Consider the following 18,542-nt stretch of genomic DNA (forward strand, 5'->3'; position numbering starts at 1 on the left):
GATGTCTCAGGTCGAGGTGACCCGGCAGGAACTGGAGCGGCGGACGATCCGGCGATCGGACTTCGTCTCGTGCAACCAGGCGTTCATCGACTGCCGCACACCGGGTTCCGACCGGAAGGAGAACTACTCGATGATCGGGCCGGGGGTGACCCAAAGCCCGAACCAGGTGGTCAACCTGCGCGAGGCGCACGGCTACAACATCGGTGCCGCGGCGATGCCGCACGGCATCGTCAACAACCTGCACCTGCACTTCACCGCCGAGGTGTTCATCTGCTTCCGGGGCGAGTTCCTGCTGCGCTGGGGAGCCGATGGGCAGGAGGGCGAGCTGGTGCTGCGGGAGGGCGACATCGCCTCCATCCCGACCTGGATCTTCCGGGGCTTCACCAACATCGGGCCCGACGACGGCTGGCTGTTCACCTGCCTCGGCCACGACGACACCGGCGGCATCATCTGGGGGCCCAGCGTGCTGCGCGAGGCCGAGGGGCACGGGCTGTTCCTGACCGAGGACAACCGGCTCGTCGACACCGTCGCCGGCGACGACAAGCCCGAGGGGGCTGAGCTCAAGCGGCCGATGAACGCGGAGGACATCGCCGAGCTGCCCGCCTACCCGGTGGAGAAGATGCGCAAGCGCGTCGCCACCGCCGAGGACCTGGAGTGGTCGGCCCGCGCGCTGCTCGGCTCCGCGCTGCCGGGCGGAGCGGTCGAGCTGGCGCAGGTCATCGGCTACGGCATGACCGAGGACCGGATGCAGGAGCCGGTCATCCACAACCCGCACGGCCACAACATCTCCTGGCTGCGCGCGGCGCCCGGCGAGGGCATGCCGACCCACCGGCACGCGGGCACTCAGGTGCTGATGGTCAAGGACGGACGGTGGGAGGTCACCCTCAACCGGCAGGAGGAGATCTCGGTGGAGCTGGGGCCGTGGGACATGCTCTCGGTGCCGGCCGGGGCCTGGCGCCAGGTCCGCAACGTCTCCGACGAGACCGCCAGCATGCTGGTGATCAACAGCGGTGATGGTCGGGTCCGCCTCGAGTGGGACGACGAGGTCGTCAAGGCCGCGGCCGACGCCGGGGTGGGCGTGGACCACAACGGTTACCTGGCCCCGTTCCACCTCATCCCGCGACCGGTGGGCAAGTGACGCCGGTCGTGCTGGTGCCCGGCATGCTCTGCGATGCCGACCTGTGGTCGGACCTGCCGGAGCTACCGGGCGAGGTGGTGCGCGCGGAGATCACCGAACCCAGCGTCGGCGGCATGGCGGAGCAGGTGCTGTCCGCGGTGGACGGTGAGTTCGCCCTGGTGGGGCTGAGCCTCGGGGCGATCGTGGGGTTCGAGGTGCTGCGGCGCGCGCCGGAGCGGGTGAGCGCGTTCGGCGCGTTGTCGACCAACGCCGGGGCACCTCGGCCCGAACAACTCCGGACGTGGCAGCGGCAGGCCGCGGCCGACTTCGACGAGGTCGTGGCGGAGATCCTGCCCGCGATGTTCGCCGAGCCCCGGAGTCCGCTGCGGGAGCGGTTCCTGGGCATGGCGAAGCGGATCGGCCCCGAGGTCTTCCGCGCGCAACTGGCCGCGCAGGCCACGCGCACCGAGGCGTTCGACGCCATCGCCGGGTACCGGGGTCCGGTGCGGGTGCTCTGCGGTGACCGAGACGCGCTGTGCCCGACCGGTTTTCACGAGGACATCGCCGAGAGCGCGCCGCGCGGGCGGCTGCACGTGCTCTCCGGAGCAGGGCACCTGCTGCCGCTGGAACGACCTGCCGTGGTGGGCGCGCTCATCCGGCGACTACTGGAACGAGGAGAAGGATGACCACACCGCTCGCCGGGCGAACCGCCCTGGTCACCGGTGGCGGCAACGGCCTGGGACGCGCCATGTCCCGGGCGTTGTCGTCGGCCGGGGCCCGGGTCGTCGCCGTGGGCCGCAAGCGCGACACCCTCGACGAGACCCTGGACGGTCTCGACGGGCGTGCCGCGACCTGCGACGTCTCCGACCCCGACTCGGTGTCGGCGCTGGCCGCGGAGCTGGCGGGGGAGGAGATCTCGATCTTGGTCAACAACGCCGGGGTCGCCGGACCCGTCAAACCGCTGCTGGAGGTCGAACCCGCCGAGTGGGACGAGGTCTTCGACGTCAACGTGCGCGGCGTCTACCTGATGTGCCGCGCGTTCCTGCCGCAGATGGTCGAGCGCGGCAGCGGTGACGTCGTCAACGTCGCCTCGGTGTCCGGGAAGCGGCCGCTGCTGCGCCGAACTCCGTACTGCGCTTCGAAGACCGCGGTGATCGGGCTGACCACGACGCTGGCCGGCGAGGTCGGGCCGCACGGGGTGACGGTGAACTCGCTGTCGCCGGGGCCGGTCGAAGGCCCGCGCATGGCCCGCAACTTCCGGCTCGAAGCCGAACGCACCGGCACCACCGAGGCCGCCGCCGAGCAGGAGTTCGTCTCCCGCGCGCTGCTGCGGCGGATGGTGACCGAGCAGGAGGTCGGCCAGGCGCTGGTGGCGATGCTGCAGATGCGCGGGATGTGCGGCGCCGACATCGACCTCTCGGCCGGGATGGTGGCGCGATGACCACGCTGAAGCAACGGGTGCACGCGGGTGAGCGGCTGCACGGCGCGCTGCTGCGGCTGCCGTCGGAAACCCTGCTGGAGATGGCCGCCGTGGCCGGGCTCGACTACGCGGTCATCGACTGCGAGCACGGGCCCGCTGACCTGCTGAGCCTGCAGCAGCACCTGCAGATCGCCGCCGCCCACGACCTCCCGGTGCTGGTCAGGGTCGGGGAGCGGGAACCGGCCCTGGTGCTGCGGGTGCTCGACCTCGGCGCGCAGGGCGTGATCGTCCCGCACGTCGACACCCCTGAGCAGGCGCGCGAGGTGGTCGCCGCCGCGCACTACCCGCCGCTGGGCGAGCGCGGTTTCGCGACCTACAGCCGAGCCGGCCGCTTCGGCACCAACACCATCGCCGAGCACCTGGCCGCCGCCGAGCGCACCACGATGGTCATCCCGATGCTGGAAACCCCGCTGGCCTGCGAGAACACCGCCGACATCCTCGCGGTCCCCGGCGTCGACACCGTCCTGGTCGGCCCGGCGGACCTCTCGGTGGCGATGGGCAAGAGCGGACCGGCCGACCCGGCCGTGGCACAACGCCTGGCCCAGGTCGTGGAGGCCGCTGGTGGGCGACCGCTGATGACCATCGTCGGCTCGACCGAGCAGGGCGCCCAAGCCCCGCCGGGCATGGTCCTCCACAACCTCACCCACGTCCTGATGCAGCTGCTCCGGACCTTGAAACCCTGAGCAGCACAGGGATCGCGCCGCCCGTTCAGCGGGCGGCGTGGGTCCCGCGCAGCACGAGTTCGGGCGTGAACAGGGTGCGGCGGGGCTCGTCGTCCGGGTCGTCGATGCGCTGGACCAGCAGCCGGGCGGCCTCCTGGGCGAGCTCGGCCAGGTCGTAGTGCACGGTGGTGAGGTCGAACGCCTCCCACGCCGCCATCGGGATGTCGTCGAAGCCGATGAGCGCGAGGTCGTCGGGGATGCGCACGCCGTGGGCGCGGGCGGCGTTGAACGCGCCGATCGCGATCACGTCGTTCCCGCAGAACACCGCGGTGGGGCGGGTCGGTCCGGCGAGGAGCTCGGTGAGCGCCCGGTAGCCGGTGTCGAAGTCGAAGGGCCCGCGCCGCACGGCGTCCTCGGGCAGGCCGATGCCGGCCTCGGACAGTCCCAGCCGGAAGCCCATCTCGCGGTCGCGGCCGGTGGTGGTGTCCGCCGGGCCGCCGATGTGGGCGATGTCGTGGTGGCCGAGCTCGGCCAGCTGGCGGGCGACCAGCCTGCCGCCGAGCTCGTTGTCCACCACGGCGGCGTCGGCGGGTTGACCGCCGGCCTCGCGGTTGAGGAAGACGAACGGGAGCTCGCGTCGCTGCAGGTCATCGGGCAGCCGGGAGCCGACGGTCGCGGTCGCCAGCACGACGCCGTCGATCGAGCGGTCCAGCAGGCGCTGGCTGGCCACGGCGGTCTCGGACCGCTCGGTGAACAGCATCATCCGGTAGCCGTGCTGCTCCAGCTCGTCGTGCAGCGGGCCGATCAGGTGCGGGTAGAACGGGTTGGTCAGGTCGGTGACCACCACGCCGATGCGCTTGGTCATCCGGGTCGACAGGCTGCGACCGGTCTCGCTCGGCACGTAGTTGAGCGCATCGGCCGCGCGCTGGACGCGTTCCCTAGTAGCCTCCGAGACGCGCTGATCGCCGCGAAGCGCCCGCGACACGGTCGGCTGCGAAACACCCGCGAGGCGTGCCACGTCGCGACTGGTGATCAAGGCCCTTCTCCCCTCGGAGTAGCTGCATACGAATACTACTCCAGCGCGTTCCACGCTCCGCTGGGCCGTCGGGCGCGGACCAGGCGCCGGATGAATACGTATGGAGAACCGATTTCGCCGCTGCTGGTTCATTGGGTGGAACAGGTGTTGCTCGGGAGGGCGTGCGCCGTCACGACGTGAAACGTTTCAAGCAGGCGTGGGGAGGACGAGGGTGTCAGCTGGCAATGACGCGTCGGTGGTCGAGGTGCGCGCCGAGCACCACGAGAACCCGCTGGGCATCGGGGAATCGCGGCCGCGCCTGGGCTGGGAGGTCCGCGCCGAACCCGGCTGGGACCAGACCGCCTGCGAGATCGAGGTCGACGGCGTCGCTCATCGCGTGGAGTCGCGGGAATCGGTGCTGGTCGACTGGCCCGCCGAGCCGCTGCGCTCCCGGCAGCGCACCCGGGTGCGGGTCCGGGTCTTCTCCGGTGAACGGGCGTCGGCCTGGAGCCGGCCGCTGCACGTCGAGGCCGGACTGCTCGAACCCGCCGACTGGACCGCGCAGCTGATCGCACCGGCGAACCCGCAGCAGCGCCCGCCGCTGCTGCGCGGGGAGTTCACCCTCGACGGGGCCGTCGAGCGAGCGCGGTTGCACGTGACCTCGCACGGCGTTCACGAGCTGGAGCTCAACGGTTCCCGGCTCGGCGACGAGGTGCTGGCGCCCGGCTGGACCTCCTACCGGCACCGCCTGCGCTACCGCACCTTCGACCTCACCGACCTGCTGCGACCCGGCCGCAACGCGCTGGGCGCGTGGCTCGGCGACGGCTGGTTCGCGGGGAGGCTCGGCTTCGACGGCGGGTACCGCAACATCTACGGCGACCGGCTCGCGCTGCTCGCGCAGCTGGAGGTACCTCCGCCGACGGCACCACCCGGGTGTTCGGAACCGACGAGACCTGGCGGGCCGCAGCCGGACCCATCGTCTCCAGTGGACTCTACGAGGGCGAGCACCACGACGCCCGGGACGAGCTGCCCGGCTGGTCGGAGCCGGTTTCGACGACTCCGCCTGGGAACGTTGCGCTCCGTCCCGCACGCCCCGGCGCTGCTGGTGGCGCCCACCGGCCCGCCGGTGCGCTGCACCGAGGAGATCGCGCCGGTGGAGATCAGCGAGTCGCCGTCCGGGCGGGTGATCGTGGACTTCGGGCAGAACCTCGTCGGTCGCCTGCGCATCGGCGTCACCGGCGAACGCGGCAGCGAGATCACCCTGCGCCACGCCGAAGTCCTGCAGGACGGCGAGCTGTGCACCCGCCCGCTGCGGGGTGCGGCGGCGACCGATCGCTACGTGCTGCGCGGGGAGGGCCGCGAGACGTGGGAACCGCGCTTCACCTTCCACGGGTTCCGCTACGCCGAGGTCACCGGTGACGTCCGGCCCGACGAGATCGTCGCGCGGGTCTGCCACACCGACCTGCGGCGCACCGGCCGCTTCGCGTGCTCCGACGAGCTGCTGAACCGGCTGCACGACAACGTCGTCTGGAGCATGCGCGGGAACTTCCTGGACGTTCCCACCGACTGCCCGCAGCGCGACGAACGCCTCGGCTGGACCGGTGACCTCCAGGTCTTCGCCCCGACCGCCGCGTTCCTGCACGACGTCCGCGGGTTCCTCGTCTCCTGGCTGCGCGACCTGGCGGCCGACCAGTTCGACGACGAGCGCGGCATCCCGCCGGTGGCCAGCCCGGACATCCCGCTGCGCTTGCCCGAAGGGGCGCCCGAGGGCCGGATGCCGATGACCGGCTGGGGCGATGCGACCGTGATCGTGCCGTGGGTGCTGCACGAGCGCTACGGCGACCGGGGAGTGCTCGCCGAGCAGTACCCGAGCATGCGCGCCTGGATCGACGCGGTCGACGAGATCGCAGGTCCGGGCCGCATCTGGCGCCAACCGTTCCAGTTCGGCGACTGGCTGGACCCCAACGCCCCGCCGGAGAACCCGGGTCAGGCCATGACCTCCCCGGAACTGGTGGCCACCGCCTACTTCGCGCACAGCACCCGGCTGCTCGCCCGCACCGCCGGGCTCCTCGGCCGCACCGCGGACGCCGAGCGCTACGGCACCCTCGCCGAGGAGGTGCGCCGGGCGTTCTGCGACGAGTTCCGCACCGGGCCGGGCACCTTGAGCGAGCGGACCCAGGCCGCCTACGCGCTCGCGCTGCACTTCGACCTGCTCGACGCCGAGGAGCGCGACATCGCCGGCGCGCACCTCGCCGAGCTGGTCCGCGCGGGCGGTCACCGCATCGGCACCGGTTTCCTCGGCACCCCGGTGATCTGCGACGCGCTGACCTCGACCGGGCACCTCGACACCGCCTACGAGCTGCTCCAGCAGCGGGAGAGCCCGTCCTGGCTCCACCCGGTGACGATGGGTGCCACCACCGTCTGGGAGCGCTGGGACAGCATGCTGCCCGACGGCACGGTCAACCCCGGCGAGATGACCTCGTTCAACCACTACGCGCTCGGTGCGGTCGCCGACTGGCTGCAGCGCACCGTCGCCGGGCTTGCCCCGGGCTCGCCCGGTTACCGCCGGCTGCGCATCGCACCTCGCCCGGGCGGCGGTCTGACCTGGGCGCACGCCGCGCTGGACACGCCCTACGGGCACGCCGAGGTCGGTTGGACGCGGGACGGCGACCAGCTCACCGTCACCGTTGAGATCCCGCCCGGCACCCGCGCCGTCGTCGACCTGCCTGGCTCGTCGCCGTACGAGATCGGCTCCGGGCGGCACGAGACCACCACCTCGATCTGACCGGTTGCTCCGGTGGAGTGGTGTTCTGAGCGATCTGCCGACGATCACTCGATCGAGTGAGGGATCATCGTTCTCCGAACGCGAGCGCAGTGAGGAGTCTGATGGTCTTCGGGATCGTCCACCTGGTCGGCGTGGTGGCGACGGTGGTCATGAGCGTGCTGCTCTGGCAGCAGCGAGCCAGGCAGGGGCGCGCGTGGCCGTGGCTGATGGCCGGGCTGGTGGCGGCGGTGTTCTGGCCGCTAACGCTCTGGCTCGCCGTCGCCGCTTACTGGCACCGGCAGGGCGATTCGAAGCGGGCTCCGCTGATCGCGGGCGCCTGCGCGCTCGCCGCCGTGATCGCGCTGCTGGCCGTCGGCGGGCTCGGCGAGGCGGATCGGCGCGCGCAACCGGCCGGCCCGCAGGTGCTGCGGGAACCGAGCTCGCCGCCGCCGTTGGTGGTCACGCCCGAGCCCGTCATCGCCCCACCGCCTCCGCAGGTCCCGGCGCTGGTGCAGGAAGTCCTCGGTGACGACCGGGTGCTGATCCGGTTGGACGGCCAGCAACCGCAGGTCGTGCGCATCGCGGGCGTGCAGGCCCCGGTGGCGGGGGAGTGCTGGTCCGCCGAGTCGCGGGAGTTCGCCGAGCGGACCCTGCGGGGTGCGGCGGTCAAGGCCGTCTTCGGCGTCGGTTGGAGCAGCGGCCGCAGCCCCGAACCCGAGGTCTCGCTGCTGCTGCCGGACGGCGCCGAGTACTCCTCGCTGGCGCTGCAGCAGGGCGCGGCGCGGCTCTACCCGCAGTCGTTCCTGGCCGACGGGCTCACCTCCGAGCTCACCCAGGCCGAAGCGACCGCGAAGGCCGCGGGACGAGGGCTGTGGAGCGAGGGGTGCCGGCCAGTCGTCCAGCCCGCACCACCGGCGCCCGAGGTCGCGCTGCCCGCCTACTACGCGTCCTGCGCGGACGCCAGGGCCGCCGGGGTCGCACCGCTGCGGCGCGGCGACACTGGCTATTCGTCCAAACTGGACAGCGACGGTGACGGTGTGGCCTGCGAGTGACGCCGGCTGAACCGCAGGTTGCGGTCGCTGACCGGCAGGTGCCGCAGCACCAGCAGATCGTGGAAGTAGTCCATCCGCACCCGCCACGGCGACCTCGCGCCCGAGCGCGGGAACGCGTCGATGCCCCATGGACGTAGCCCGAGGTGAAGTTCTCGATCATCGGCAGCTGCCCCGGCCTGGTCTTGACCGGAACGCACTGGTCGTGGCCGTTGCGGCGCATCTGGTGCAGCAGGCGGACGACGAACTCGCCCACCAGATCGGCCTTGAGCGTCCAGCTGTGGTTGGTGTAGCCGAAGGTGAAGGCCAGGTTGGGGATGCCGGAGAGCATCGCCGACTTGTAGACCGTCGTCTCGCTCGGGGCGAGCTCGCGGCCGTCGACGGTGAAGGTGATGCCGCCGAAGGGGTGCAGCCGCAGTCCGGTGGCGGTGATGACGATGTCCGCGTCCAGCTCGGCTCCCGAGCGCAACCGGATCCCGGTCTCGGTGAACTCCTCGACGCGATCGGTCACCACCGAGGCGTTCCCGCTGCTCAGCGCCTCGAAGATGTCGCCGTCGGGAGTCAGGCACAGGCGCTGGTCCCACGGGTCGTAGCTCGGGTTGAAGTGCGTGTCGACGTCGAAGCCCGCCGGTAGCCGACCGGCCGCCGACCTGCGGATCGACTCGCGCATCAGCTTCGGGAACAGCCTGCAGGCCCAGTACATGCTCGAACCGAGCAGGATGTTCTTCCAGCGCACCAGCGCGTAGGTCGCGCGCCGGCCGAGAACGCCGCGCAGGTGGGTGATCAGCGGGTCCCGGCCGGGCATCGCCACGACGTAGCTGGGGGAGCGCTGCAGCATCGTGACGTGCTCGGCGTCCTCGGCCATCGCCGGGACCAGCGTGATCGCCTGGCGCCGCTACCGATCACCACGACCTTCTTGCCCGCGTGGTCGAGGTCCTCGGGCCAGTCCTGGGGGTGGACGAGGGTTCCGGTGAAGCGCTCGGTGCCCTGGAACTCGGGGTCGTGCGGCTGTTCGTAGTGGTAGTAGCCGGGGCAGAGGTGGAGGAACTTCGCGGTCAGCCGCACCTGCTGCCCGTCGTGCTCGGCCAGCACCGTCCAGCGGGCCTCGTCGCTGGACCACGAGGCGCTGATGACCCGGTGCCGGTAGCGGATGCGCCGGTCGATGCCCGCTTCGGCGGCCGTCGAGCGGATGTAGTCGCGGATCGCCTCGCCGCCTGCGAAGGACTGCGCCCCGGACCACGGGCGGAAGCGGTAGGCCAAGGTGAACATGTCGGAGTCCGACCGGACCCCGGGGTAGCGGAACAGGTCCCAGGTGCCGCCCGGCGCGTCCCGCGCCTCCAGGATCGCGTAGTCCATCCCGGGAAACGCCGTGTGGAGCTGGTGCGCGGCCCCGATCCCGGCCAGCCCGGCCCCCACGATCACCACGTCGAACTCGTCCCCCACGACGCCACCTCCCGCAGCGACGGGTCGTATTCATCAGGGCGAATCCTGCGGTTCTCGCCCCCGGGCCCTCGACGCTACTGCTGGGTCGGGGCGTCGGATACCGCGTGCCGGGTGGCGTTCGGGTGAGCGGCAGCGGGCGGGTGCTGGTCCACAGCGCCCATGATCTGCCCGGTCAGTTCGGACCGGAACCGCCCTCGGCCTCGACGTCGGGGAGCGGCAGCGGCATGTTCGGCGTGACCAGCCCGCCATCAACCGCCAGGACCTGGCCGGTGACGTAGGACGAGGCGGGGGAGGCGAGGTAGAGGATCGCCGCGGCGATGTCCTCGGGAACGCCGATGCGGCGCAGCGGCGTGTGGCCCTCCAGGGTCGCCTTCATCTCCGGATCGGCGGCGACGACCTCCAGCGCCTCGGTGAGGATCGCACCCGGGGCGACCGCGTTGACGCGGATGCGCGGGTTGAGGTCGGCGGCCATCATCCGCACCGCGTGGTCGAGCGAGGCCTTGGCGGCGCCGTAGGCGAGGTAGCCGCGCCCGACCAGGTGGCCGGTGCTGCTGGAGACCATCACGACGCTCGCCGCGTCCGACTTCACCAGGTGCGGCACGGCCTCGCGCACCAGCCGCACGCCGTGCACCACGTTGTTCTCGAAGGACTTCCGCAGCGCCTCGTCGTGGGTGCTGGTGAACGGCCGGGGCATCGACCCGCCGGTCACGCTCACCACGACGTCGATGCGTCCGAGCTCCTCGGCGACCCGGGCCACCGCGCCCGCGACGGCCTCGGCGTCCCCGGCGTCGGTCGGGACCGCCACCGCCCGTCGGCCCAGCTCGCGGGCCTGCTCGGCCACGGCCTCGAGCTGCTCGGGCGTCCGCGACAGCACCGCCACGTCGGCACCGGCCTCCGCCAGCGCCAGCGCCGTCGCGGCCCCGATCCCGCGTCCTGCCCCGGACACCAACGCGACCCGGCCGTCCAGCCGGAACATCGGCAACGTCGACAACCCCGCCTCCTCACCTCATCGACCACCCGGCTCCAGTGACCCCCGATTTCAATGGAACTCAGAACCGGGATCTCCATTGAAATCGGGCACCCGATTTCCATTGAAATCGTGACAAGCAAGTGCTTGGTAGGCTAGCGGCTCGGTTCGTCGATGACCAGACCACGCGGGGGGGGGGGGGGGGGGGGGGTGGTGTACGCCCCCCCGGGGGGCGGGGGGGGGGGCCCCGCCCCCCCCCCCCCCCCGCGTGGGTCCGGTCTGAGGTTGTCGTGGGTGGGGAGGTTTCAGCGGAAACTGGCGCGGAGGCGAGGTTTCGGCTGAGACCTCCCACCTCACCTCGTCAGGTGGGGGAGGACGAGGTCCCGGTAGCGGGTGGTCATGGTGGCGATGACCTGGTCGCCGGGGGAGTTCCAGATGTCGGCGTTGAAGATCTCGACCTCGACGTCACCGGAGTAGCCGGTGGCGTCGACCATGCCGGTGATGGCGGCGAAGTCGATGACGCCGTCGCCCATCATCCCCCGCGACAGCAGGGCGTCCTGCGCGATCGGCAGGTTGAAGTCGCACACCTGGTAGGAGGCGATGCGGTTCTCCCGCCCGGCGCGGGCGATGCCGTCGGTCAGCGCCGGGTCCCAGAAGACGTGGAAGGTGTCGACCACGACCGCGACCTCCTCCGCCGGGTGCGGAGCCGCCAGGTCCAGGGCCTGGCCCAGCGTCGAGATGACCGCGCGGTCGGCGCAGTACATCGGGTGCAGCGGCTCCAGGACGAGCCGGACGCCGTGGTCGCGGGCGAACGGCGCGAGGTCCGCGATCCGCTCGGCGACCCGCTCGCGGGCGCCCGCCAGATCCCGGTCGCCCTCCGGCAACCCGCCCACGACCAGGATCAACGCATCGGTCCCGAGGGTCGAGGCCTCCACGATCGCCGCGCGGTTGTCCTCCAGCGCCGCGCGGACGCCCGAGACGTCGGCGGCGGTGAGGAACCCGCCCCGGCACAGGCTCGACACCCGCAGCCCCGCGTCCCGGACGAGCTTGGCCGACTCGGCCAGCCCCTCCTCGGCGACGCGGTCCCGCCACAGGCCCACGGCGGGAAGCCCGGCGCGGGCGGCGCCGTCCACCGCCTCGCGCAACGTCCACTTCTTCGTCGTCGCGATGTTCAGCGACAGTCGTCCCAGATCGCTCACCGCTGCACTCCGCTCACCGCGAGGAACCCGCGCATCCGCTCTTCGGCCGCGGCCGGGTCGACCAGCAGCCCCGCCCGGTCGGCCAGCCGGAACACCTCGGCCAGGTGCGGCACCGAACGCCCCGCGTGCAGGCCGCCCGCCATCGAGAATCCCGGCTGGTGGCCGTTGAGCCAGGACAGGAACGCGATCCCGGTCTTGTAGTGGAAAGTCGGCTGCTCGAAGATGTGCCGCCCCAACGCCTTCGTGCTGTCCAAGATGGACTGCGCGGTCGCCGGGTCGTCGCGGTCCAGGGCCTGGACGGCCGCCGACGCCGCCGGGTAGATGGCGGCGAAGATGCCCAGCAGCGCGTCCGAGTGATCCCCGCCCGAGCCGACGATGAGGTCCGGGTAGTTGAAGTCGTCGCCGGTGTAGAGCTTCACGCCGTCGGGGAGTTCCCGCCGCAGCGCGACCTCGTGCTCGGCGTCGAGCAGCGAGACCTTCACGCCGTCGACCTTCTCCGGCCGGGCGCGGATGATCTCCAGGAACGTCTTCGTCGCCGTCGGGACGTCGTCGCTGCCCCAGTAGCCGCTCAGCCCCGGGTCGAACATCGGCCCGAGCCAGTGCAGGACGACCGGCTCGTCGGCCTCGGCCAGCAGCGTCCCGTAGACCGACGCGTAGTCCTCGGCCGAGCGGGCCGCCGCCGCCAGCGCGCGGGAGGCCATCAGGATCACCCGCGCGCCCGCCCCGGCCACGACCTCCACCTGCTCCCGGTACGCGTCGAGCACCTGCGGCAACGTCGGTGTCCCGGTGAGGTGGTCGGTTCCAGCGCCTGCCGCGATCGTGCCGCCGACCGAGCGGGCCTCGGCCGCCGAGCGCCGCACCAGCTCGGCGGCCTCCTGCCAGCCGACGCCCATGCCGCGCTGCGCGGTGTCCATCGCCTCGGCGACGCCGAGCCCGTAGGACCAGATCCGGTGCCGGTAGGCCAGCGTCGCGTCCCAGTCGATGTCCGCCGGTGCTCCCGGCACGTTCTCGCCGAGCACGCGCGGAACCACGTGCGCCGCCGCGAACGCGGTGCGGGACCGCAGCGGGCCGTCGGGTTTCGGCCACTCGCGCGGCGAACCCGTGCTGTGCTCGACCATCCGGCCGTCGGCCTGGGGGAGGAGGATCACGCCGTCACCTCGCCGATCTCGACGCGGCGGCCCTCGCGGGAGGACTCCAGGCCGGCTTCGGCCAGCCGCACACCGCGCGCGCCCGCGAGGAAGTCGTACGGGTGGTCGCCGTCGTCGCACAGGTGCCGCAGGAACTGCTCCCACTGCGCCTTGAAGCCGTTGTCGAACTCCTGGTTGTCGGGAACCGGCGACCACTGCTGCCGGAACGGCGTGGTCTCCACCAGGTCCGGGTTCCACACCGGCTTGGGCGTGTGCACCCGGTGCTGCGCGACGCACCGGTGCAGCCCGGCCACCGCGCTGCCGTGCGTGCCGTCGACGTGGAACTCCACCAGCTCGTCGCGGTGCACCCGCGTGGCCCAGGAGGAGTTGATCTGCGCGATGATCCCGCCGGAGAGCTCGAAGATGCCGTAGGCGGCGTCGTCGGCGGTGGCCGCGTAGGACTCGCCGCGCTCGTCCCAGCGCTCCGGGACGTGCGTGACGACCTTCGCCGTCACCGCCTCGACCTGGCCGAAGAGGTTCTCCAGCACGTAGTTCCAGTGCGGGAACATGTCGCTGACGATGCCACCGCCGTCCTCGGCGCGGTAGTTCCAGCTCGGCCGCTGCGCGGGCTGGAAGTCGCCCTCGAAGACCCAGTAGCCGAACTCGCCGCGCACCGACAGGATCCGGCCGAAGAAGCCCGACTCCACCAGCCGGCGCAGCTTCAGCAGTCCCGGAAGGTACAGCTTGTCGTGCACCACACCGGTTTTCACGCCCGCGTCGTGCGCCAGGCGGGCCAGCCGCAGCGACCCCTCGACGTCGTCGGCGATCGGCTTCTCGGTGTAGACGTGCTTGCCCGCGGCCAGCGCGCGGGTGATGGCGGGCTCGCGCACCGAGGTCAGCTGGGAGTCGAAGTACAGCTCGTCCGGCCCGGCCAGCACGGCCTCCAGGTCGGTGCTCCAGCGGTCGATGTCGTGGTTCTTGGCGATCTCGCGGAGCTTCTCCTCGTTGCGGCCCACGAGGATCGGGTCCGGCACCACGCGGGTGCCGTCGGAGAGCTCCACCCCGCCCTGCTCCCGGATGGCCAGGACCGACCGGACCAGGTGCTGCCGGTATCCCATTCGCCCGGTCACGCCGTTCATGATGACGCCCAGCCGTCGCTCGGCCATGCCGAACCTCCTTCTTTGGAAAGCGCTTACCAGAACCGTAGGCTGAACCGGGTGCCCGATGCAAGAGGGCTTCAGCGGGGCGGAGTGCTTTCTCGGACGATGACCTCGCCCTGGACCTTGCGGCGACGCGGTTTCACGGTGCGCTCGCCCAGCACGAGGTCCAGCGCCATGTGCCCCATCTCGGTCAGCGGCAACCGGACCGTGGTCAGCGCGGGGGTGACGTCGCGCAGCGTCGAGATGTCGTCGAACCCGGCCACCGCCAGGTCGCGCGGCACGTCCACGCCCCGCTCGCGGCAGGCCGCCATCGCGCCCATCGCCATCAGGTCGTTGATCGCGAACACGCAGTCCACCTCGGCACCGGAGTCCAGCAGCCGGTGCATCGCGCGGAAACCGCCGTCGCGGCTGAACTCGTCGGCCACCACGACCGGCTCGCGCGAGGGCCACCCGGCGATGAACCCGTCCCGGCGGTCCTTGGAGACCAGCAGGTCCTCCGGCCCGGCCAGGACCGCCGGCTTGCGGTAGCCGAGGGCGGCGATCTCGGCGGCCAGGTCCTGCGCGCCCTTGCGGTTGGCCACCACGACGGTGTCCACCTGCAGCTTCGGCTCGCTGATGGCCACCACGCGCCCACCCGAGGCGACGAAGGGCTCGATCTGCGCGGTCAGTTCCCGCAGGTGGGAGCGGTCGCTGGTGCGGCTGCCCGCCAGCACGATCGCGCGCCCGCGCTGCCGCCGCAGCGCGCCCAGCAGCTCCAGCTCGCGCTCCGGGCGACCGGCGGTGCTGCACAGCATGACCAGCAACCCCTGCTCCTCGGCGGCGTTGGCCAGGCCCGCCGCGATGGTGGAGAAGTAGGGGTCGGAGATGTCGTTGACCAGCAGCCCCACCAAGTCGGTGGAGCCGCGGGCCATCGACTGCGCCTGCGCGTTCGGCGAGTAGCCGAGCCGGGTGGCCGCCGCCAGCACGCGTTCGTGCAGTTCGGCGCGGACCACCCGGTCACTGCCGTTGAGCGCTCGCGACGCGGTCGCGAGCGAGACGCCCGCCTCCTTGGCGACGTCGGTGAGGGTCGCTGCTCGTGCCGCCACGACGCTCCTTGCTGGTGGGGAATGCGTATTCCCCAGGATAGCGCCCAGCGATCAGCGGGCTTCGGAGCGCAGCCGTTCGAACTCCTCGCGCGGCATCGGCACCGCGTCCTTCTCGCCCAGCACCTCCAGCGGGACGCGGTGGGTCTCCCGCGCCGACCAGGCCGCGATCGCGGCGATCACGTTGATGCCCAGGCACAACCCGCCGATGACCAGCGGGACGTTGGCCGACCCCGGGGGAGCGGCGAGGGTGAAGATGCTGGGCAGGAACGCGGTGATGGTCAGGCCGACGTTCTGCGCGATGGCGAAGCCGGTGACGCGGGTCCGCGCCGGGAACAGCTCCTGGTAGTACGCGGCGAAGGTGGCGTTGCAGATCTGGTAGAAGATCCCCCAGGTCAGGATGGCCAGCACGATGGTCAGCACCACGTCGCCCCGGCTGACCGACCACAGGTAGGCGAAGGACAGCAGCCCCGAACCCAGCGCGCCGACGATCATCAGCGGCCGGCGGCCGAAGCGGTCGGACAGGCTGGCGAACCAGGGGATGAACGGCAGCGCCACCAGGTTGGCCACCACCGGGATCCACAGGTAGACGGACTTGCTCATCTCGATGCCGTAGCCCGACTGCGTCGCGTAGGCGGCGCCGAACACCGACACCACCACGCCGATCACGTTGACCAGCGTCATGCAGATCGCCCGCAGCACGTCGGTGCCGCTCTCCCGCATGACCTGCACGAACGGTGCCCGCGTGGGCGTGTCCTCGGCCTTGGTGAAGACCTCGGTCTCCTCGACCCGGCGGCGGATCACGTAACCGGCGAAGACGACCACGGCGCTGAGCAGGAACGGGATCCGCCAGCCCCAGGAGTCGAAGGCCTGGTCCGAGAGCACCGCCGACAGCGGGAGGAACACGGCCGCGGCGATGATCTGGCCGGCTTGGGTGCCGTGCAGGCTGAAGCTGGTGTAGTAGCCGCGCCTGCCGAACGGCGCGTGCTCGGCGATCATGGCGCTGGCGCCGCTGAGCTCGCCGGCGACGGCGAAGCCCTGCACGAACCGCAGCAGCACCAGCAGGACCGGTGCCAGCAGCCCGGCCTGGTGGTAGGTGGGCAGCAGTGCGACGGCGAAGGTCGAGAAGCCCATCAGCAGCATGGCCAGGACCAGCACGTTCTTCCGGCCGTGCCGGTCGCCGTAGTGGCCGAAGAGGATCGCTCCGATGGGTCGGGCGACGTAGCCGACGGCGTAGGTTCCCAGCGAGGAGACCAGCGCGACCGTCGCGTTGCCCTCGGGGAAGAAGATGCTCGGGAAGACCAGCGCGGCGGCCTGGGCGTACACGAACCAGTCGTAGTACTCGAGTGCGCTGCCGATCCAGCCGCTGGCTGCTGCCTTCCGCGAATTGCTCCTGGAGTCGCTCGTGCGCTCCGTCGTGCGTGTTGCCACTAGTTGTCTCCTCGGCACTTCGTTGTCCCGATCGGCCCTGCAGGCGGGTAAGCGCTTTCCATCGAACAGTCTCGGTTCGTTCCGTGTCAACCTCTCGACGGCGTATTGGAATGCGCTTTCCGCATGGTTACGATGCGCTGCAGCCGAAGGACTTGCGAGGACCGATGAGCGTTCCGACCACTGTCGTGCTGGCAGGCGTGCACGGGCACGGCCGTTGGCACCTGCGAAACGTCGACGAGCTGCCGGACGTCCGGCTGGTCGGGATCTGCGATCCGCGACCGCCGGAGACCGACCTCGTCGTGCCGGTGGAACCGGACCTGTCCGCGTTGCTGGTGAAGACCCGCCCGGACGTGACGATCGTGTGCACCCCGATCCACACCCACGCGGCGCTGGCGCTGACCGCGGCGCGGGCGGGTTCGCACGTGCTGCTGGAGAAGCCGCCGACGCCGACGCTCGCGGAGTTCGACGAGCTCGCGGCGTCGCTGGCGACGACCGGGCGGGCGTGCCAGATCGGTTTCCAGAGCTTGGGTTCGCACGCGCTCGCCCACGTGCGGACGCTGGTCGCGGACGGGGTGATCGGGGAGCTGCGCGGGATCGGCGCGGGCGGTGCCTGGCAGCGCGACGCCGACTACTACGGCCGGGCCCGCTGGGCCGGGCGGCGCGTGCTGGACGGGGCTCCGGTGGTGGACGGCGCGCTGACCAACCCGTTCGCGCACGCCATCGCCAACGCCCTGGCCGTCGAAGGGGTTTCGGGCGACGAGGCGCCGCGCGAGCTGTCGGTGGAGCTGTACCGGGCGAACCCGATCGAGGCCGACGACACCTCGTGCCTGCGGCTGGTGACGGCCCGCGGCGTTCCGATCACGGTCGCGGTGACGCTGTGCGCGGACCGCGAGGTGGAGCCGTTCGTGGTGGTCCACGGCTCGCAGGGCCGGATCGTGCTGGAGTACCGCCGCAACCGCGTCCGGCTGGAGACCCCGGAACGGGTGGAGACCACCGAGCACTCGGCGACCGACCTGCTGGAGAACCTCATCGCCCACACCCGCTCCGGGGAGCCGCTGCTGGTCCCGCCGGAGGCGACGCGGCCGTTCATGCGGGTGCTGGAAGCGGTGCGCACTGCGCCCGACCCGCGCGAGATCCCGTGCGTCCACGACGCTTCGCGCGGGCTGCGCGTGATCCCAGGGGTGTCGGAAGACGTGGTGCTATCCGCTGAGTCGTTGCAGCTGTGGTCTGAGATGGAGGTGTCGTGGCTGACGAGGTGATCCGGATCGGCGACGTCGTGGTCGCCGAGCACCGCACCGGCGCAGAGCTGCCCGCTCGCCTGGGCCCGCGTCCGCACCTGCACCCGATCCGCACCCTCGGCGGGCGGGTCGTGACCGACACCTGCCCCGAGGACCACCCGTGGCACCTCGGGTTGTCGGTGGCGTTGCAGGACGTCGACGGCTGGAACTTCTGGGGCGGTCGCACCTACGTCCGCGACGCGGGCTACGTCGACCTCGACGACCACGGGCGCATCGAGAGCACGGCGCTGACCTGGTCGGACGTCGGTTTCGACGAGTCGCTGAGCTGGCGGAGCCCGTCGGAGGCGCTGCTGTTCGAGTCCCGCCGGGTGCGGGCCCGCGAGGCCGCTCGGGGCTGGCAGCTGGACGTGACCACGACCCTGACCAACTCGACCTCCCGCCCGCTGGCGCTGGGCAGCCCGGCGACCAACGGCCGCACCGGCGCCGGCTACGGAGGCCTGTTCTGGCGGCTCCCACCGGCCGCCGAGCCCCGGGTGTTCACCGCGGAGGCGTCGGGGGAGGAGGCGGTGCACGGGTCGTTCGCACCGTGGCTGGCCTGGTCGGACCGGAACTTCACGCTCGTGTTCGCCGGTGGCGACGACCCGTGGTTCGTGCGGGTCGACGGCTACCCCGGTGTCGGCCTGCAGCTCGCTGCCGTCGACCCGGTCCGGCTCGACGCCGGTGCCTCGTTGACCCGCGGCATGCGGGTGCTCATCGCCGACGGCGTGCTCAGCACGTCGGAAGCCGAGTCCTGGGCGCATTCCTGACG

The 18,542-nt window shown here is 71.8% G+C and carries 18 protein-coding genes and 2 pseudogenes; 12 read left to right on the top strand and 8 right to left on the bottom strand.

Going from position 1 to position 18,542, the window contains the following annotated elements:
• Nucleotide 1: 1 nt before the first annotated feature.
• The 4 genes from R4I43_RS07485 to R4I43_RS07500 are packed head-to-tail and all read left to right on the top strand — an operon-like array spanning nucleotide 2 to nucleotide 3,280.
• Nucleotides 2-1,138 carry a cupin domain-containing protein gene (locus R4I43_RS07485; RefSeq protein ID WP_324264802.1) on the top strand — a complete coding sequence of 379 codons (1,137 nt, stop codon included), beginning with the start codon at nucleotides 2-4 and terminating at the stop codon, nucleotides 1,136-1,138.
• The gene (locus tag R4I43_RS07490) at nucleotides 1,135-1,803 is read left to right on the top strand and encodes an alpha/beta fold hydrolase (RefSeq protein WP_324264803.1); all 669 of its coding nucleotides are present in this window, start codon (nucleotides 1,135-1,137) and stop codon (nucleotides 1,801-1,803) included. The genes R4I43_RS07485 and R4I43_RS07490 overlap by 4 nt, the downstream gene beginning before the upstream one ends.
• The gene (locus R4I43_RS07495) at nucleotides 1,800-2,558 is read left to right on the top strand and encodes an SDR family NAD(P)-dependent oxidoreductase (protein ID WP_324264804.1); all 759 of its coding nucleotides are present in this window, start codon (nucleotides 1,800-1,802) and stop codon (nucleotides 2,556-2,558) included. Before R4I43_RS07490 ends, R4I43_RS07495 begins: the two co-directional genes overlap by 4 nt.
• Nucleotides 2,555-3,280 (top strand): HpcH/HpaI aldolase family protein, encoded by a 726-nt coding sequence (locus R4I43_RS07500; protein WP_324264805.1) that lies wholly within the window; start codon nucleotides 2,555-2,557, stop codon nucleotides 3,278-3,280. The genes R4I43_RS07495 and R4I43_RS07500 overlap by 4 nt, the downstream gene beginning before the upstream one ends.
• Nucleotides 3,281-3,305: 25 nt before the next feature.
• Here R4I43_RS07500 and R4I43_RS07505 read toward each other — a convergent pair whose 3' ends face one another.
• Entirely contained in the window at nucleotides 3,306-4,295 is a 990-nt protein-coding gene (locus tag R4I43_RS07505; RefSeq protein WP_324264806.1) for a LacI family DNA-binding transcriptional regulator, read from the bottom strand.
• Between the two features lie 100 nt (nucleotides 4,296-4,395).
• Here R4I43_RS07505 and R4I43_RS07510 point away from each other — a divergent pair.
• The 6 genes and pseudogenes from R4I43_RS07510 to R4I43_RS07535 form a co-directional block, all read left to right on the top strand.
• Nucleotides 4,396-5,172 (top strand): annotated as a pseudogene (locus R4I43_RS07510) (alpha-L-rhamnosidase N-terminal domain-containing protein); the annotation flags it as partial.
• 35 nt (nucleotides 5,173-5,207) lie between these two features.
• A pseudogene (locus R4I43_RS07515) lies at nucleotides 5,208-5,261 on the top strand (hypothetical protein); the annotation flags it as partial.
• On the top strand, nucleotides 5,260-7,059 hold the full coding sequence (locus tag R4I43_RS07520; protein ID WP_456115121.1) for a family 78 glycoside hydrolase catalytic domain: 1,800 nt from the start codon (nucleotides 5,260-5,262) through the stop codon (nucleotides 7,057-7,059). The pseudogene R4I43_RS07515 and the gene R4I43_RS07520, both read left to right, overlap by 2 nt.
• Before the next feature lie 101 nt (nucleotides 7,060-7,160).
• The gene (locus R4I43_RS07525) at nucleotides 7,161-8,090 is read left to right on the top strand and encodes a thermonuclease family protein (RefSeq protein WP_324264807.1); all 930 of its coding nucleotides are present in this window, start codon (nucleotides 7,161-7,163) and stop codon (nucleotides 8,088-8,090) included.
• 434 nt (nucleotides 8,091-8,524) lie between these two features.
• Nucleotides 8,525-8,680 (top strand): hypothetical protein, encoded by a 156-nt coding sequence (locus R4I43_RS07530; protein WP_324264808.1) that lies wholly within the window; start codon nucleotides 8,525-8,527, stop codon nucleotides 8,678-8,680.
• 15 nt (nucleotides 8,681-8,695) lie between these two features.
• Nucleotides 8,696-8,833 (top strand): hypothetical protein, encoded by a 138-nt coding sequence (locus R4I43_RS07535; protein ID WP_324264809.1) that lies wholly within the window; start codon nucleotides 8,696-8,698, stop codon nucleotides 8,831-8,833.
• Between the two features lie 37 nt (nucleotides 8,834-8,870).
• On the opposite strand, the gene R4I43_RS07540 is transcribed toward R4I43_RS07535, so the two are convergent.
• The 7 genes from R4I43_RS07540 to R4I43_RS07570 all read right to left on the bottom strand — a co-directional run bounded on the left by R4I43_RS07540 (nucleotide 8,871) and on the right by R4I43_RS07570 (nucleotide 16,496).
• Entirely contained in the window at nucleotides 8,871-9,530 is a 660-nt protein-coding gene (locus tag R4I43_RS07540) for a flavin-containing monooxygenase (RefSeq protein ID WP_324264810.1), read from the bottom strand.
• 172 nt (nucleotides 9,531-9,702) lie between these two features.
• The gene (locus R4I43_RS07545; protein WP_324264811.1) at nucleotides 9,703-10,521 is read right to left on the bottom strand and encodes an SDR family oxidoreductase; all 819 of its coding nucleotides are present in this window, start codon (nucleotides 10,519-10,521) and stop codon (nucleotides 9,703-9,705) included.
• Between the two features lie 329 nt (nucleotides 10,522-10,850).
• Nucleotides 10,851-11,687, bottom strand: coding sequence for a sugar phosphate isomerase/epimerase family protein (locus R4I43_RS07550; protein ID WP_324265030.1), 837 nt, complete (start codon nucleotides 11,685-11,687; stop codon nucleotides 10,851-10,853).
• Between the two features lie 5 nt (nucleotides 11,688-11,692).
• Entirely contained in the window at nucleotides 11,693-12,844 is a 1,152-nt protein-coding gene (locus tag R4I43_RS07555) for a dihydrodipicolinate synthase family protein (RefSeq protein WP_324264812.1), read from the bottom strand.
• Entirely contained in the window at nucleotides 12,841-13,989 is a 1,149-nt protein-coding gene (locus tag R4I43_RS07560; protein ID WP_324264813.1) for a Gfo/Idh/MocA family protein, read from the bottom strand. Before R4I43_RS07560 ends, R4I43_RS07555 begins: the two co-directional genes overlap by 4 nt.
• A gap of 71 nt (nucleotides 13,990-14,060) precedes the next feature.
• Nucleotides 14,061-15,068, bottom strand: coding sequence for a LacI family DNA-binding transcriptional regulator (locus R4I43_RS07565; RefSeq protein ID WP_324264814.1), 1,008 nt, complete (start codon nucleotides 15,066-15,068; stop codon nucleotides 14,061-14,063).
• Nucleotides 15,069-15,119: 51 nt separating this feature from the next.
• Nucleotides 15,120-16,496: an MFS transporter gene (locus R4I43_RS07570; RefSeq protein WP_324264815.1), complete on the bottom strand. Its 1,377-nt coding sequence runs from the start codon at nucleotides 16,494-16,496 to the stop codon at nucleotides 15,120-15,122.
• Between the two features lie 164 nt (nucleotides 16,497-16,660).
• Between R4I43_RS07570 and R4I43_RS07575 the strand changes: the two genes are divergently transcribed.
• Together R4I43_RS07575 and R4I43_RS07580 are read left to right on the top strand one after the other, a co-directional pair.
• Nucleotides 16,661-17,755, top strand: a complete 1,095-nt coding sequence (locus R4I43_RS07575; protein ID WP_324264816.1) for a Gfo/Idh/MocA family protein — start codon at nucleotides 16,661-16,663, stop codon at nucleotides 17,753-17,755.
• Entirely contained in the window at nucleotides 17,740-18,540 is an 801-nt protein-coding gene (locus R4I43_RS07580) for a DUF6807 domain-containing protein (protein WP_324264817.1), read from the top strand. Before R4I43_RS07575 ends, R4I43_RS07580 begins: the two co-directional genes overlap by 16 nt.
• Nucleotides 18,541-18,542: the final 2 nt, after the last annotated feature.

The sequence above is a fragment of the Saccharopolyspora mangrovi genome, from assembly GCF_035320975.1.
Classification (GTDB): domain Bacteria; phylum Actinomycetota; class Actinomycetes; order Mycobacteriales; family Pseudonocardiaceae; genus Saccharopolyspora; species Saccharopolyspora mangrovi.

Bases quoted from the DNA above. Each gene is read 5' to 3' on its own strand.
- R4I43_RS07485 (WP_324264802.1), top strand. From the start codon at position 2: ATGTCTCAGGTCGAGGTGACCCGGCAGGAACTGGAGCGGCGGACGATC.
- R4I43_RS07495 (WP_324264804.1), top strand. From the start codon at position 1,800: ATGACCACACCGCTCGCCGGGCGAACCGCCCTGGTCACCGGTGGCGGC.
- R4I43_RS07500 (WP_324264805.1), top strand. From the start codon at position 2,555: ATGACCACGCTGAAGCAACGGGTGCACGCGGGTGAGCGGCTGCACGGC.
- R4I43_RS07525 (WP_324264807.1), top strand. From the start codon at position 7,161: ATGGTCTTCGGGATCGTCCACCTGGTCGGCGTGGTGGCGACGGTGGTC.
- R4I43_RS07530 (WP_324264808.1), top strand. From the start codon at position 8,525: ATGTCCGCGTCCAGCTCGGCTCCCGAGCGCAACCGGATCCCGGTCTCG.
- R4I43_RS07560 (WP_324264813.1), bottom strand. From the start codon at position 13,989: ATGGCCGAGCGACGGCTGGGCGTCATCATGAACGGCGTGACCGGGCGA.
- R4I43_RS07575 (WP_324264816.1), top strand. From the start codon at position 16,661: ATGAGCGTTCCGACCACTGTCGTGCTGGCAGGCGTGCACGGGCACGGC.